The sequence below is a fragment of the Shewanella sp. SP2S2-6 genome, assembly GCF_031931965.1.
In the GTDB taxonomy this organism is placed as follows: Bacteria; Pseudomonadota; Gammaproteobacteria; order Enterobacterales; family Shewanellaceae; genus Shewanella; species Shewanella baltica.
Map to the genome: position 1 here is coordinate 91,308 of NZ_JAUOEQ010000001.1, position 14,391 is coordinate 105,698.

Annotated in this window: 13 protein-coding genes; 3 read left to right on the top strand and 10 right to left on the bottom strand. The window is 46.5% G+C overall.

From position 1 onward, the window contains the following. Positions 1–21: 21 nt before the first annotated feature. Together Q4Q57_RS00405 and Q4Q57_RS00410 are read right to left on the bottom strand one after the other, a co-directional pair. The gene (locus Q4Q57_RS00405; RefSeq protein ID WP_012088747.1) at positions 22–1,521 is read right to left on the bottom strand and encodes a CoA-acylating methylmalonate-semialdehyde dehydrogenase; all 1,500 of its coding nucleotides are present in this window, start codon (positions 1,519–1,521) and stop codon (positions 22–24) included. Between the two features lie 115 nt (positions 1,522–1,636). Further along, entirely contained in the window at positions 1,637–2,827 is a 1,191-nt protein-coding gene (locus Q4Q57_RS00410) for an acetyl-CoA C-acyltransferase (protein ID WP_311889225.1), read from the bottom strand. Between the two features lie 714 nt (positions 2,828–3,541). On the opposite strand from Q4Q57_RS00410, the gene Q4Q57_RS00415 reads away from it, so the two are divergent. Beyond that, entirely contained in the window at positions 3,542–5,188 is a 1,647-nt protein-coding gene (locus Q4Q57_RS00415) for a methyl-accepting chemotaxis protein (protein WP_311889227.1), read from the top strand. Positions 5,189–5,388: 200 nt separating this feature from the next. Here the strand turns inward: Q4Q57_RS00415 and metA are convergent, their stop codons facing one another. After that, positions 5,389–6,330, bottom strand: a complete 942-nt coding sequence (gene metA / locus Q4Q57_RS00420) for a homoserine O-succinyltransferase (RefSeq protein WP_226058694.1) — start codon at positions 6,328–6,330, stop codon at positions 5,389–5,391. A gap of 70 nt (positions 6,331–6,400) precedes the next feature. Continuing rightward, the gene (locus Q4Q57_RS00425; RefSeq protein WP_173245790.1) at positions 6,401–6,820 is read right to left on the bottom strand and encodes a YbaY family lipoprotein; all 420 of its coding nucleotides are present in this window, start codon (positions 6,818–6,820) and stop codon (positions 6,401–6,403) included. Between the two features lie 117 nt (positions 6,821–6,937). Between Q4Q57_RS00425 and Q4Q57_RS00430 the strand changes: the two genes are divergently transcribed. Next, on the top strand, positions 6,938–7,681 hold the full coding sequence (locus tag Q4Q57_RS00430; RefSeq protein WP_311889230.1) for an SDR family NAD(P)-dependent oxidoreductase: 744 nt from the start codon (positions 6,938–6,940) through the stop codon (positions 7,679–7,681). A gap of 99 nt (positions 7,682–7,780) precedes the next feature. On the opposite strand, the gene ompW is transcribed toward Q4Q57_RS00430, so the two are convergent. Beyond that, entirely contained in the window at positions 7,781–8,428 is a 648-nt protein-coding gene (gene ompW / locus Q4Q57_RS00435; protein WP_306682539.1) for an outer membrane protein OmpW, read from the bottom strand. A gap of 518 nt (positions 8,429–8,946) precedes the next feature. After that, positions 8,947–9,618 carry a nucleotidyltransferase family protein gene (locus tag Q4Q57_RS00440; protein ID WP_311889231.1) on the bottom strand — a complete coding sequence of 224 codons (672 nt, stop codon included), beginning with the start codon at positions 9,616–9,618 and terminating at the stop codon, positions 8,947–8,949. A 214-nt stretch (positions 9,619–9,832) separates the two neighbouring features. Here Q4Q57_RS00440 and Q4Q57_RS00445 point away from each other — a divergent pair, with 214 nt between their 5' ends. Beyond that, the gene (locus Q4Q57_RS00445; RefSeq protein ID WP_259563244.1) at positions 9,833–9,976 is read left to right on the top strand and encodes a hypothetical protein; all 144 of its coding nucleotides are present in this window, start codon (positions 9,833–9,835) and stop codon (positions 9,974–9,976) included. Positions 9,977–10,068: 92 nt separating this feature from the next. Here the strand turns inward: Q4Q57_RS00445 and maiA are convergent, their stop codons facing one another. From maiA to Q4Q57_RS00465, 4 genes are all read right to left on the bottom strand, one after another. Next, complete coding sequence (maiA, locus tag Q4Q57_RS00450) at positions 10,069–10,719, bottom strand: maleylacetoacetate isomerase (protein WP_012196845.1); 651 nt, start codon at positions 10,717–10,719, stop codon at positions 10,069–10,071. 87 nt (positions 10,720–10,806) lie between these two features. After that, a complete protein-coding gene (locus Q4Q57_RS00455; protein WP_006085272.1) occupies positions 10,807–11,793 on the bottom strand; it encodes a fumarylacetoacetate hydrolase family protein in 987 nt (328 codons plus the stop codon). A gap of 386 nt (positions 11,794–12,179) precedes the next feature. Further along, on the bottom strand, positions 12,180–13,718 hold the full coding sequence (gene tyrR, locus Q4Q57_RS00460) for a transcriptional regulator TyrR (RefSeq protein WP_006085271.1): 1,539 nt from the start codon (positions 13,716–13,718) through the stop codon (positions 12,180–12,182). 267 nt (positions 13,719–13,985) lie between these two features. Next, complete coding sequence (locus tag Q4Q57_RS00465; protein WP_006081014.1) at positions 13,986–14,324, bottom strand: 4a-hydroxytetrahydrobiopterin dehydratase; 339 nt, start codon at positions 14,322–14,324, stop codon at positions 13,986–13,988. Positions 14,325–14,391: the final 67 nt, after the last annotated feature.

The window sequence follows — 14,391 nt, forward strand, 5'->3', positions numbered from 1 at the left end:
CACTAAGCTTAGCGAACGAGCTTAGCGCAAGTTAATGCTCATGTTTGGCGTAGACGCCACGGCGATATCAGACTCAAACCAGCGTGAAGTGATGGTCTTAGTCTCGGTATAGAAACGTACAGCTTGCTTACCGTAAGCATGTTGATCGCCGTAGAAACTGCCCTTCCAACCAGTAAATGAGAAGAAAGGTAATGGCACAGGAATAGGCACGTTAATCCCCACTTGGCCGACTTCTATTTCGTGTTGATATTTACGGGCCGCCGCGCCGCTGGCAGTAAAGATAGAAGTGCCGTTACCGTAAGGGCTAGCATTGACTAATTCGATGGCCGCCTCTAATGAGTCAGATTCCATACAGCACAGTACAGGGCCGAAGATTTCTTCCTTATAGATGCTCATCTCTGTGGAGACTTTATTGAACATGGTTGGGCCAATCCAGTTGCCTGACTCATAACCTTCCACGGTAAAGTCGCTGCCATCGAGTAAACACTCGGCGCCTTCATCAATCCCCTGCTTGATAAGTTTCAGCACGCGTGCCTTGGCTGCAGGGCTTATGACAGGGCCATAACCGGCTTCTTTATCGTCCCATAAACCTGGGCGAACCTTGGCTAAGGCTTCTTTGAGTTCTGGGATCCACTCTTTCGCGGCGCCAACAAACACGGCAACCGAAATCGCCATACAGCGCTGACCCGCAGCGCCTACAGAGGCGCCAACTAAGTTATTGATCACTTGCTGTTTGTTCGCATCAGGCATGATAACGCAGTGGTTTTTCGCGCCCGCAAAGGCTTGTACGCGTTTTAAGTTATCGGTACCGGTTTTATAAATATACTGGCCCACAGCCACAGAACCGACGAAGGAAATGGCTTTAATTGCAGGGTCTGCCAGCAGAATATCCACGGCAGTTTTGTCGCCATGCACTAATTGCAATACGCCCTTAGGTGCGCCCGCTTCAACAAATAGTTCAACAAGGCGCTGCGGCGTCATTGGATCTTGTTCTGAAGGCTTTAAAATGAAGGTGTTACCGCAAGCAATTGCCAGTGGGAACATCCATAACGGGATCATCGCAGGGAAGTTAAATGGCGTAATACCCGCACACACACCCAGTGGTTGGGTGTAGCTGTAGGTGTCGATCGAACGCGCGACGTTCTCAACGGTTTCGCCCATCAATAATGATGCCACGTTACAAGCGTGTTCAGCGACTTCGATACCGCGCCATACATCGCCCTTGGCATCTTCGAAGGTTTTACCCGTTTCATGGGCGAGAATGGTCGCAAGTTCGTCGTGATGTTCTTTTAGCAGATGTTGATAACGCAACATGACGCGCGCACGTTCAGAAACTGGCACTTCTTTCCACGTTTTGAAGGCGGCTTTGGCGCTAGCAATGGCTGCGTGAACTTCTTCGCTCGTAGCAGCATTAATCACGGCAATCGGCGAGTTATTCGCGGGATTGGTGACAATAATCTGCGATGTGCCCGTACCTTGGGTAAACTCACCGTCAATGTAATGCTTTACTTGTGTGGTCATATTGCAATCCTTTCCTTGTAGAGTGATAGGCTGGCGGTGCGATATTATGATTATCCTCAAGGGAAGTGATTGCCCTTGCCAGCCCCGTCTTGTTGATTTAACTAAACTGTTGCGATTAAACCTCGATGGCCATCGCCGTCGCCTCACCACCGCCGATACACAGCGAGGCGACACCGCGCTTCAAGCCGCGGGCTTTCAATGCATGAATTAAGGTCACCAGTAAACGTGAACCCGAGCAACCAATCGGATGACCTAAGGCGCAGGCGCCGCCATTAACGTTTACCTTAGCGATATCTAAACCTAGCTCAGACACGGCAAGCATAGTCACCATCGCGAAGGCTTCGTTGATTTCGAATAAATCCACCTCGTCCGTTGACCAACCGACATTAGCCAGCAATTTCGCCATAGCGCCAACCGGTGCAGTGGTGAACAATGAAGGCTCTTGGGCGTGGGTTGTATGACCTTTAATGGTGGCTAATACAGTTAAACCTAAACGGTCAGCTTCGCCGCGTGAGGTCAGCATCAATGCCGCTGCACCATCGGAAATCGAGCTAGAGTTTGCCGCTGTGATAGTGCCATCTTTGGTAAAGGCTGGGCGCAGCGTAGGAATTTTTTCAGGGCGGGCATTACCGGGTTGCTCGTCGGTATCGATAGTCACATCACCACGACGATCACTGACTGTGACGGGCGTGATTTCGGTTTTAAAGGCACCCGAGTTAATCGCGGCATTGGCTTTTTCAAGCGAGCTTAAGGCAAAAGCGTCCATCTGCTCGCGAGTAATACCAAATTCATCGGCCGTTTTCTGGGCAAACGTTCCCATAGCACCGCCCGTGTAGGCATCTTCAAGACCATCTAAAAACATGTGATCTAACACTTTGCCATGGCCCATGCGCATGCCGCTGCGGGCTTTATCGAGTAAATACGGCGCTTGGCTCATGCTTTCCATGCCGCCTGCGATCACCACTTTTGCACTGCCCGCTTTAATCAAATCGTGGGCTAACATGACCGTCTTCATGCCTGAGCCACAGACCTTGTTCACTGTAGTCGCACCAACGGATAAGGGTAATCCCGCACCTAAGGTTGCCTGACGTGCAGGCGCTTGGCCTAAACCTGCGGGTAATACGCAGCCCATCAAGACTTCATCGACATGCTCACCCGCCAATTGAGTTTCCGCTAACAAGCCTCTAATGGCCGTCGCGGCTAACATGGGTGATGCTACGGATGATAAGTTGCCTTGAAACCCACCCATTGGGGTGCGTTTAGCGGCAACGATAACGATATCTTGATTTATCTGTTCAGTACTCATGAAGGCTCCAACCTAAATTGACCACGAAGCCTAGTACCAGCCTCGGGACGTTTAATAAAATCGACAATAAAACCACTCTGACGTTTACGCGAACGTAAAGCAAGTATTCCTTGGTCTAATGTGCAGATTTTATCAGTGGAAAATGTCAGTAAGGATTTACAGTAAAAATGGGATGAAGAACAACAAGTGGCGGTATCGATAAGGCGGTAAGAGTGGTGACTAAGATATATAGGCATGCTCAATCATAGCGAATCCGTTGAAGTAAAAAGAGGATGTTGACTCAACATAAACGATAGAGCCTATCCAGCTCATGCGCTTTTATTGCACTGAGCCAACCTTGCTAAGTTAATTTAATATCAGTGAGTGATATCTAGGGCGTGTTGTCACTTAACGTCCTAGCAGCGAATGATTTATGCTCGCCATCAAGAAATGAACGCATGAGCTTGACGACCAAACCAGTTCAAGTGGACAGACCTGTTATAACATCGACATAAGGATTTGGTTGTTATCTATAAAATCGCTATGCTCAACTACACAGTTAGCATGTTATTGACCCGCTTACATAAATCCATAGTGTGCAAAGTGGGATACCTTAACTGGGTACTGAAATTTAAGAATAAAAATTCAAGCTATTGTTCCTATTTAATAATGCCAAATTATCTAACCATAAACATCCCAACCAGATAACCCTAAATAAAAGTAGGAAGGAAAGACATGCTAAATCAGATAACGCTTAAGACCCAGTTTATCGGGGTCATCGCTATTCCCTGTATTGCTCTTATCTTAATCAGCTTAACAGCCATTCAAGGCTTATCTGGTATGCAAGATCAAACTAAAACACTCGCCGAAAATACCAGCGCGCCATTAAGGTCGATGGCGGAAGTTGCGTCCCGTATTCCTCGTATGCGAGTGGGCATTGATATTATTATCTTACAAGAAATCCCGACGATGAAGGATCAAAAAGGCGTATTAACCCGAGTAACAGAAACCCGTGCTGAGGACATTCCAGAAATGGATGCGGCATTAAAAGCTGCCCGTGACGCTCAGGTAAACCCCATTACCCGTGCCGAAGTACAAAAGTTGATCGACCTCTTTGATAAAGTCAAAAGTGACGAACTCGCGCCTATGCTTACAGCGATGGAAAAGGGGGAAGTGGCAAAATCGCAAGAAATCTATCGTAACCAGTTCGCAGCTAGCTACAACATAATGAGAAAGAGTACCGATGCCATTCTTGACTCATTGCTACAACAAGGCAACGCCAGCTTCGTTGACAGTCAAAAAAACTACCAAGAAACACGCATGGAAATGTTTGTTGTTTTAACCATCGCTTTGATTATTTCAATATTTCTAGGTTTTATTATGCTGCGTCGTCTACGACTTCGCGTGGCATCGTTACAACAGCATATTTCTTCTGCAAGTGACAAACTTGATTTGCATAATATGATCGAGTTAAAAGGCCAAGATGAACTCAGTGATATTGCCCTGCACTTTAATCAGTTTGTACTGAAGATACGTAATGCGATTGAAGCCGTAGCTGACAACTCACGCCAACTCGCCCATACGGCAAACGATGTCGCCAGCAAAGCCCAAGCAACCCATAGAAATTGTATTAACGAGCGCGATCGCACCACGCAAATCGCAACGGCAATCCATGAGATGGGCACCACAGTGGACAATATTGCTGGCAACGCAACCCAAGCGGCTAATGCAGCCAAAGAAGCAGATAATCAAGCGCATAATGGCGCGAGTGTGGTCGCCAAAGCTCGCCAGGGTGTCAGCTCGTTATCCATCGAAATTCAACACATCAGCACTGACATTACTTCGCTCGCGACGCAAACCAATTCGATCGGCAGTATTTTGGACACCATACGCAGCATTTCAGAACAAACTAACTTGCTGGCACTCAACGCAGCCATTGAAGCTGCACGTGCTGGCGAGACAGGTCGAGGTTTTGCCGTCGTCGCCGACGAAGTCCGAAACCTTGCCAGTCGTTCAGCGTCATCGACAGATGAAATTCAAACAATGATTAACAAGCTGCAGGAGCAATCGTCCAAAACAGTTACTGCCATCAAGCGGGGTCACGAACAAAGCGGTATGGTCGTCAAGCAGGCTGATGATGCCAATGACTCCTTAACCCTGATTACTTCGCATATTAGCCAAATCAGCGACATGAACATTCAAGTCGCCACCGCGACAGAAGAGCAGTCTATGGTGGTAGCGGAGATAAGCCGTAACGTCGAAGAGATAAATCAATTAACCACCGAGACCTCTGAGATTGCCGACGAGTTAACGGCATCCAGCGCAAACTTACAAAAACTATCGGTTCACTTAGATAAATTAGTGACCCAATTTAAGTTATAAGCGGTAAAAGTCATCATATACCGCAGGACGCTTAGTGCATTCAATCAACATAATGCTTCAAAAACATAGTGACTTTAAAAAACAGTGTCTTAAAACAGTTACTTAAAAACACAGAGCTTTAAAAACAGTGCCTTAAATCAATAAGGCACTGAAGCACTAAACGCTATCTTGACAGGAACTCACAGAAATAACTGCGTGAATTAACGCGACTCCCACGGTGTCATCGCCGTCATATCGCTTAAGTCGTAAGGGGTTAACTGATAGACGTAATAGTTGAGCCAATTACTCACCAGCAGGCTACCGTGGCTGTGCCAGCGGGCAATGGCGTCGGCTTTAGGATCATCATTGCGATAATAATTCTGCGGCACATTCGGGTCTAAGCCTTGGCTTAAGTCTCGCTGATATTCCTCGTTTAAGGTCGACTTTTGATATTCAGGATGACCCATCACAAACAAGTTACGATTATTCCGACTTAACACCAAATAAGCCCCTGCCTCATCGGACTCGGCCAATAGCTGCAGCTGTGGATGTTGTCTAATTTCTTCGACATCCATTTCGGCAAAACGGGAATGGGGTGCAAAAAATTCATCATCAAAACCGCGCAGTAGCGGGAAATGCTGAGAAGTACGGCGATGCACAAATACGCCAGAACGCTTTTGCGGCAATATTTTTCGATTTAAACCATAGAGATGATACAAGCCCGCATGGGCTGCCCAGCATAAAAACAACACTGAGGTGACATGCTCTTGCGACCAGTCGATGATTTCACGGATATGATCCCAATAAACCACATCTTCGAAATCGATTTGCCCAAGCGGCGCACCTGTGATGATAAGGCCGTCGTAATTTTTATGGCGCACGGCTTCAAAGTCACGGTAGAAAGTATTCATGTGATCGATGGAAGTATGCTTGGATTCTTTGTCGTGAATACGCAGTAAATCCACATCGACTTGTAAAGGCGTGTTGCCCAGTAAACGCAGTAACTGGGTTTCTGTCTCGATTTTGTTCGGCATCAAGTTCAAAATCAGCACCTTCATCGGTCTGATATCTTGATTAGCCGCCCGCGTCTCGGACATAACGAAAATATTTTCTGACTCTAACACTTCTGCTGCGGGCAGATGATCTGGAATTCTAACCGGCATACCGCGCCTCTTCTGTTCGTAAATACCAACGGATTCGGCGCGTATGTCAGCTCACTTCTGAGCGGGCTAACTAGCCACCGACTTTCTCTAGCAGTATCGTCATTGGCTCAGTGGAATTGAGATCAATGTGATAGGCTTGAGTATTAATAAACAATAACTTATCACCCAACATAATCCGGGCACCTATGGCATAAGTGTGACCGGGTTGGAACTGATCGCTACCAATCGCAAAACTGAATGGCGCGGGTGTCGCAGCACCTTGTTGCACGCGCTCCGCCATCACTATGGCTGGCACATCCATTTTTGAGACATCAAGCAGTTGCACTATGACCTTAGCATCGGCAGGTAAGGCTATCCGTTCGCGATATAAGGTCTCGCCTTTTATCTCAACGATAGCATTCGGTGTCGCACAACCCGATAACACCCCCATTACGGCCATTAATGCTAAGGCTGTTAATCTCAACGCGCTTAAACGCAACCATTTGTTCATTTTGTATCTCCTAATCATACATAAAGACTTCTAGATGTCCATACGCCCAAGCTATAAATCTTGTCTTGGTGAACATAACTTTCTATCATAAGCCACCATTTCGTTGCCGAAAAATCTATGACCCAAGCAACTGCAATCATTGTGGGAGCTAGCTCACAATTAAGTCGTGAACTTGCAAAGCAATTGGCAGATCAACAGGTTGAATTAGTCTTATTCGCCCAAGATCCAGAATCACTGCGCGATTTTGCCTTATCCTTGCCAACAAAAGTACAAGTTTTTGCACTTCAAATTGAACAACCTAAAGCCATCATCAACCAACTTGAATCAGTCTGGCAAACTCTTGGCGGCGCGCACTTAGTCTTAGTTAATACAGGCCTCAATAGCTATGACCCCGAGTTGCCTTGGCTACCGGAGCAAGACATTATCGATGTCAATGTGCGAGGTTTTGCTGCCATCTGCAATACGGCATTTAGACTATTTCGCGAGCAAGGTTATGGACAACTGGCGGCAATCAACTCGATTGCGGGCCTGCGCGGCGGGCCGAGTGTGGCCTATCACGCCTCAAAAGCCTTTGGGCAAAATTACCTTGAGGGCTTAAGTATGCATGCTCAGCGCCTTAAGTTACCGATTACGATTACCGATATCCAACTTGGTTTGCTCGATAAAGCCGCTATGCAGCAAAGTGCGATGTGGCTTGCACCATTGCCACAAGTCGCAGCGCAAATCATCAAGGCAATGAAACAAGGCAAACGCCGCGTCTATGTGACCAAACGCTGGCGCCTCGTCGCTTGGCTTACTGTGTTATTACCCGAATTTATCTATAACACTCGCCACTGGAAAGCTAAAAAGCCAAAGCGCTAAATCAGCTTAGCCTAAGTGGAACAGAACATAGCGCGATAAAAAGTGCAGAAACGAAAAAGGAGCCTAAGGCTCCTTTTTTACGCTTATCTAATCAGTGGATTAGAAAGTGTAACCCACGCTGACCATATAAACCCATGGATCAATATCGGTTTCGATGGTAACTGGGGTACCTTGGTATTTAAATTTAACGTCACTATCAATTTTGGCGTACCAAACGGAAGCGTTCACTAACCAGTTTTTGTTAACCTGATAGTCAACACCTGCTTGTGCCGCTAAGCCCCACGAAGTGCTCATGCTCAAGTCAGTTAACGCACCATTTAAATCGTTGGTGAACTCATTGTCGAAGAAATTAGTATAGTTAACACCGACACCCACGTATGGACGTAATTTAGATTGCGCATCACCAAAGTAGTACTGCGCCACTAAAGTGGGTGGTAAATGTTTAGTTTCAGCAATCTTACCTACGCCAGCCAAAGAAACATCGTGGCTAAAAGGTGTGGCAGCTAATAACTCAACCCCAAAGTTATCTGTCAGCATGTAGCCAAAGTTTAAACCCACTTGAGTGTTATTGCTGATTTGGAACTCGCCGTTACCCGCAACATCATCACTTGATTCATTTGGCGCAACAACCACAGCACCCGCACGAACGATAATGTCACCCGCTTGATGAGCCGATACAGAGGCAGAAAAACCAGCGGCTAAAAGGGTGGCAGCGACCAGTGTAGAAACAGTGTTTTTATTCATCATCATACTCCATATGTACAACATAGGTTTTTGTTTTAAATTACATCCTTAACAATTGACGCCTACACTGCCAGAGAAGCGCGACCACTTTATTGATCCAAATCAAAGTGAAGGGCCAATACTCATTTCTAGGTACAACCCATGGGATCTAAATCACGAAATTCAAACATTTATCGACAGTACACCTTTGTTTTCTGTGAGATCAGTTCTGTATTAGTCATCACTAATGACTACAGCAAGAGGTAGAGAACACTAGTAAAATAAACATTTAAGTAACAATAAAAAGCACTTAGCTGAGGGGGATTTGGCCATTAAGTTCAAATTGATGGGACTAAATGAGGAAGAATAGAAGCAGAAAACGGCCGAACCCAAACGGCTTAAGGATGATACCCATACTGTTAGCGGTCTTAATTAGTGAGTAACTCAATTGAGTTGCTAAATTGAATAGCTTTATTGTGTCGCTAAATTGCTTGGGGCAATTGAGTGAGCAGCATGGTTCGAATTAAGAATGAGTGAGCAGATCAGCTTGTGCGGTAACACTCAAGCAAAGGGTACCGAGTGAGCCAACCCTTAGTCGCGACTCTGTGATCAAACACGGATAATCCCCGCTTTGGATTGGCGCTCAGTTTGAGTGCAAACAAAGAGTTCAGCCCAAAAGGAGCCACCAGCTCAATATCGTAAGACGCGGGATGATTTTTCATCCCAACACAAGTCTGAGTATCAGATTCTGTATCAACAACTTGATAGCTTACCCCGATTGCGGTTTCAAGCTCTGGCCAATAGGCCATAGCATCAACACAAGATGTGTAAGCCGTGTCTTGATTTCGAACATGCATGCGCGCCTGATTCTTCACCGACCAAGGTAACTCAGGGGCAAGCTGATTAAGATAGGTTTCAATTGCCAGATCCCGCTCGGGACTGATATCTAACGGGCAAAAATAGATCAGATCGATATCGTTCAGTGGACTCAACTCAAATCCGTGCAAGCGATCCCAGACTAGATTACGGACAAATCCCGCCGCAAGGCACCACTGCGGCATTGAGTGTACTTTGGCGCATTGGAGCGCAAGTTCAAGCGCCCTCACCCGCTCGCAATCCTGAACGATCCATTCGAGTAATCGATGCTTTAGCTCTGCTTCACACATAGCCTCATCCATAACATTATTCATAGCACCATTCAGAACATGACTCATACATTACTCATAACAGTATCGTTGGCTTCAATGTCAGATAACACCACGGGAATGACATTCGGCTTACTCCACTTCGCCATCGGTTTCTGAGCACTTTACGACCTCATGACAGAGTAGATAAACGAGACTATAAATAGGTACCATTACCGCAAAACAAATCCAAAACCCATAGACATCTTTGTCTAGCAGATTAACGCTAACAGTAAAGATGGGCATGAACAGTAGCATCCATTTTATTACATTGAGTTTGTACCGTATCGGCTGTTCACAGTGGCAGCAGCGTCCTTCCTTAATCGGCACATCCTTAGCGCCGAGTTTACCTTTGCAATACGGACATTTTTTACTGAAAAGCATTTAAACTCCATCGCTGAGATAAGACTCGCAAAACAAGCCTCATCATCCATTCTTTCAATTGGTAAACACTATATCCGCACTATTCGTTACAAAGCATCACACCGCATCCGCTTGGCGCTCTGGGGCCGCATCGGCAAAGGCTTCTAGCTGATTACACTCAGTCCACACGCGCATGATATTGGGATAAGGCGTTAAATCCACATTAAAACGCTGGGCGTTATACACCTGCGGCACTAAACATAAGTCGGCTAATGTCACTGTATCCCCAAAGCAATAACGACCGCTGTGCCTTACCAACAAGGTTTCTAGGGCTGCAAAGCCACTCGCGACCCAGTGGTGATACCAAGTATTTTTAGCCGCTTCATCGACCCCTAAGGTTTGGGTTAAATACTGCAATACCCGCAAATTGTTTAATGGGTGAATTTCACAGGCTACCGTGAGTGCCATGGCGCGCACATGGGCACGCTCAAGAGCCGATGCAGGCAATAATGGTGACTGAGGGTGTATCTCATCAAGATATTCGATAATGGCTAAGGATTGCGACAATGCATCCGCATCCAGCTCATCATCCAACGTTAAGGTTGGCACTAACTCCAGCGGATTAAGCGCACTGTAGGCCGCTTTATGTTGCTCGCCGCCATCACGTACAAGATGCACAGACAACTGCTCGGCTGAAATCCCCTTAAGATTGAGGGCGATGCGAACTCTGTACGCCGCGCTTGAGCGCCAATAACCATAAAGTTTCATATTTTCATGTCCTTATAAAAGTCTGTATAAAAACGGGGCAATTAAGCCCCGTTAGTTTGAGTCGATGTAGCCCTTTAAGGGAAAGCCTTAGGCTTTGTATTCAACCACTTTTTGATCGATAGAACCGAAAATCGTTACATCGTTGTCATCGAGCATTTCGATGCGCACAGTATCGCCAAAACGCATAAATGGCGTAGTAGCTTTGCCTTCAGCAATCACTTCTAACATACGTTTTTCCGCTAAACAGCTAGAGCCTGCGCTACGGTCATAGTTAGAAATAGTACCTGAGCCAATAATCGCGCCTGCACCCAATGGACGGGTTTTTGCAACATGTGAAACTAACTGGCTGAAATTAAAGGTCATATCGACGCCCGCATTCGGACGACCAAATAACTCACCGTTTAAATGGGTGATCAACGGTAAATGCACTTTAGAATCTTCCCAACGTGCGCCCAGTTCATCCGGCGTCACTGCCACAGGTGAAAAACTGCTCGATGGCTTAGATTGGAAGAAACCAAACCCTTTCGCCAACTCACCAGGGATTAAGTTACGCAGTGACACATCGTTCACTAACATCAACAATTTAATGTGCTTAGCCGCATTGTCGCTGCTCACGCCCATAGGCACATCATCGGTAATGATCGCGATTTCAGATTCGAAATCGATACCCCAGTCTTCACTCGCCAGTGGAATATCGGCTTTAGGGGCAATAAAACTGTCTGACCCACCTTGATAAAACAGCGGATCTGTCCAGAATGTTTCTGGCATTTCTGCGCCGCGAGCCTTACGGACTAGCTCAACGTGATTCACATAAGCGCTGCCATCGGCCCATTGATAAGCACGCGGTAGTGGCGACAAGCACTTAGCTTCGTCAAACGCTTGGGCGTTATCTAACATGCCTTCATTTAACGCGTCGTACAATTCTTGCAATTGCGGTTTCAGTAAATCCCAACCGTCGAGTAATTGCTGCATTGTGTGGGCAATAGCAGGAACGGCAACCGTTTTAGTGAGATCGCGGCTAACTAACATCAACTGACCATCGCGGCGACCATTGTTATAACTTGCAAGTTTCATATTGGCTCCAGTGCTTCTAAGGCTAGGCGTACAATTTTATTGTGCTGGAAAACGCGCGGCGTCATTCAGCTTATATTCGGCGATTTTAATCGAGCTCTTTGACTCATTAAGGGCGCACACGTTACGCACTCCGCGCCAACAGAGGCACGCCCTTTTGCTTGCTTTAACGTATTTGTTGCGCGTAGAAATACCCGAAGCTGGCGCAGATTCCTATAGCGTGACCCAAATCACATTTAGGTCAATTATTTCACATTTCGTAAACTAATCATTACGTTTATAACCTAGTTGCCGCTTATCAATATCTCGGTAAGCAATATGCCTGAAAAGTCGGCAACTAAGTGGAACGATACTGTTACATCTATCGCGTCAAGCCAGCAGGACACGGCTTAACGACGCTTGGCTATCTTGTACTCACGCAGCTTATTGGCAATGGCAGTGTGCGACACCCCGAGCTTTTTCGCTAACTGTCGAGTGCTCGGATAGGCAGGATATAATCGGCGCAATAGACTCGCCTCAAACTGCTTCATTGCATCGTCGAGATTGCCTTCAAACTCATTGTCAAAGTAACCAAAACCTTCGGCGTAGGACGGTAATTTTAATTGTTCGACCGTCAACTCAGCCGAACCATCCCACATAGACACTGCCCTAAATACCGCGTTCTTTAATTGGCGTACGTTACCTGGCCAAGCGTAGGTGAGCAAATGATCGCGGCACTGGGCCGAAATCCGCCGCACTGGGCTAGACAACTGTTGGCTGTAATGTTCGAGGAACATTTCCGTCAGTGGAATGATATCGACTTTACGCTCGCGCAGTGACGGTATGTGATAACTCAGCACATGGATGCGATAGTACAAATCTTCCCTAAACTCACCAGTTTGGCACAGTTCGGCTAAATTCTTCTGGGTTGAGCAAATGATCCGCACATCGGCACGGACTTCCTCATCGCCGCCAATACGTCTAAAGGTGCCATCTTGCAATAGCCGAAGCAGCTTAACTTGGGCGGCCTTGGACATCTCAGCCACTTCATCGAGAAATACTGTGCCGCCCTTGGCTTCTTCAAAGAATCCCCTTTTAACGACTTTACCTTGGCTGACATAACCGAATAATTCTTCTTCGGCGGCGCTGTCGGGCAGAGCGGCGCAGTTGATGGCGATAAAGGGTTTCTCACGGCGCATGCTGGCATCGTGGCTGGCTCTGGCCATTAATTCTTTGCCAGTACCCGTTTCACCCGTGATCAATAAAGGCGCATCGAGCTGGGCCATACGCCGCGCTTGCTTTAGCACTTCCTTCATTTTGTCACTGCTGGCTAATACATTTTCAAAGCCAGTGGTTTGATTCTGCAGCGCGTTAAACTGCTTTCCAACCCGCGCGGGGGATTTTAGCGACACCACTGCGCCAACTAAGATGGTTTTTTCATCTTCATCTGGCAGGTAAATCGGCAGCATTTCGGCTAGATATTCGTTTGGGCCGATTTGTACCCTCGCCGCTTGCGGTAAGACTTGGCTTTCACTCAACCAACGGCTGAAATTAAAACCTTGCACCCAATGATTGAGCGACTCTTCGAGCACTTCGTGCTCGCCCATGCCGATATTGAGCAAGGCGGACTCGTTAACGATACGAATACGTGCTTTAGCATCGATGGAGAAAACGGAGTCGGGTAAGGTTTTGAGCAAGGTTTTAAGGGCGTAATGTTCCTGCTCTGAGGGCATAAACGACACAGTACGCACATCGTGGACACTTTCCACTTTGCGGATCTGCGGCATCAAGGCACTTAAGGTTTCAAAACTGATTTCGGCAAATTGTAAGTACAGGAATCCTTGGTTACTGGCATCAATGGCAATTAAATTAATACCATAACGCTCTAACACGACTAAGATATCTTTGGCTAAACCAACACGATCCTGACAGCTGACTTCCAAGCGCATAATGACTGATATTCCCTTTTTTGATTCGAATTTTGGGGATAAACCGTGCAGAGCTATTTTTCGCCTTGAGCTTTACAACAAAAATGACGCTTGCTAGGCAAGTCGTTACCTTAACGAAAACGTCAGCGATGAGGGGAAATAGCAGAGCCTGTATACGTTAGAAGGTTAAACAGAAAGTGGCAAGCCTAGTTTACAGTTGAATTGTAACAGGAAGAAAAAATCAGCATCAAAAAACAGGTTAAGATGCTGATTATATTGGTGAATTAACTAAACCAATAACTGGTCTGTCTTGGCGGCCATGATGAAGTCATTCTTATGTAGGCCCTTAATAGAATGTGACCACCAAGTGACGGTTACTTTGCCCCATTCAGTGAAAATGCCTGGGTGATGGAATTCTTCTTCCGCTAAATCCGCCAGCTTATTCGTGAATGCCATCGCCAGTTTAAAGTTTTTAAACTTGTAGACACGCTCAAGCTGCATTACGCCGTCACGTACTTGCACGCCCCAGTCGGGGATCATACGAATAAGTTCGGCCAATTCTTCATCGGTCACTTTAGGTGCGTCGGCTTGGCACGCTTCACATTTCATATTCGATAACGCAGTCATACATACTCCTGTTGGCAACATTGGTAGGGATATTCTGTTGCACTTTACTCATTTTCTATTAATAACT

What these genes read in the sequence shown, in the direction of transcription:
- Q4Q57_RS00405 (WP_012088747.1), bottom strand. Translation starts at nt 1,521, where the DNA reads ATGACCACACAAGTAAAGCATTACATTGACGGTGAGTTTACCCAAGGT.
- Q4Q57_RS00410 (WP_311889225.1), bottom strand. Translation starts at nt 2,827, where the DNA reads ATGAGTACTGAACAGATAAATCAAGATATCGTTATCGTTGCCGCTAAA.
- Q4Q57_RS00415 (WP_311889227.1), top strand. Translation starts at nt 3,542, where the DNA reads ATGCTAAATCAGATAACGCTTAAGACCCAGTTTATCGGGGTCATCGCT.
- metA (WP_226058694.1), bottom strand. Translation starts at nt 6,330, where the DNA reads ATGCCGGTTAGAATTCCAGATCATCTGCCCGCAGCAGAAGTGTTAGAG.
- Q4Q57_RS00425 (WP_173245790.1), bottom strand. Translation starts at nt 6,820, where the DNA reads ATGAACAAATGGTTGCGTTTAAGCGCGTTGAGATTAACAGCCTTAGCA.
- Q4Q57_RS00430 (WP_311889230.1), top strand. Translation starts at nt 6,938, where the DNA reads ATGACCCAAGCAACTGCAATCATTGTGGGAGCTAGCTCACAATTAAGT.
- ompW (WP_306682539.1), bottom strand. Translation starts at nt 8,428, where the DNA reads ATGATGAATAAAAACACTGTTTCTACACTGGTCGCTGCCACCCTTTTA.
- Q4Q57_RS00440 (WP_311889231.1), bottom strand. Translation starts at nt 9,618, where the DNA reads ATGAGTCATGTTCTGAATGGTGCTATGAATAATGTTATGGATGAGGCT.
- Q4Q57_RS00445 (WP_259563244.1), top strand. Translation starts at nt 9,833, where the DNA reads ATGAACAGTAGCATCCATTTTATTACATTGAGTTTGTACCGTATCGGC.
- maiA (WP_012196845.1), bottom strand. Translation starts at nt 10,719, where the DNA reads ATGAAACTTTATGGTTATTGGCGCTCAAGCGCGGCGTACAGAGTTCGC.
- Q4Q57_RS00455 (WP_006085272.1), bottom strand. Translation starts at nt 11,793, where the DNA reads ATGAAACTTGCAAGTTATAACAATGGTCGCCGCGATGGTCAGTTGATG.
- tyrR (WP_006085271.1), bottom strand. Translation starts at nt 13,718, where the DNA reads ATGCGCTTGGAAGTCAGCTGTCAGGATCGTGTTGGTTTAGCCAAAGAT.
- Q4Q57_RS00465 (WP_006081014.1), bottom strand. Translation starts at nt 14,324, where the DNA reads ATGACTGCGTTATCGAATATGAAATGTGAAGCGTGCCAAGCCGACGCA.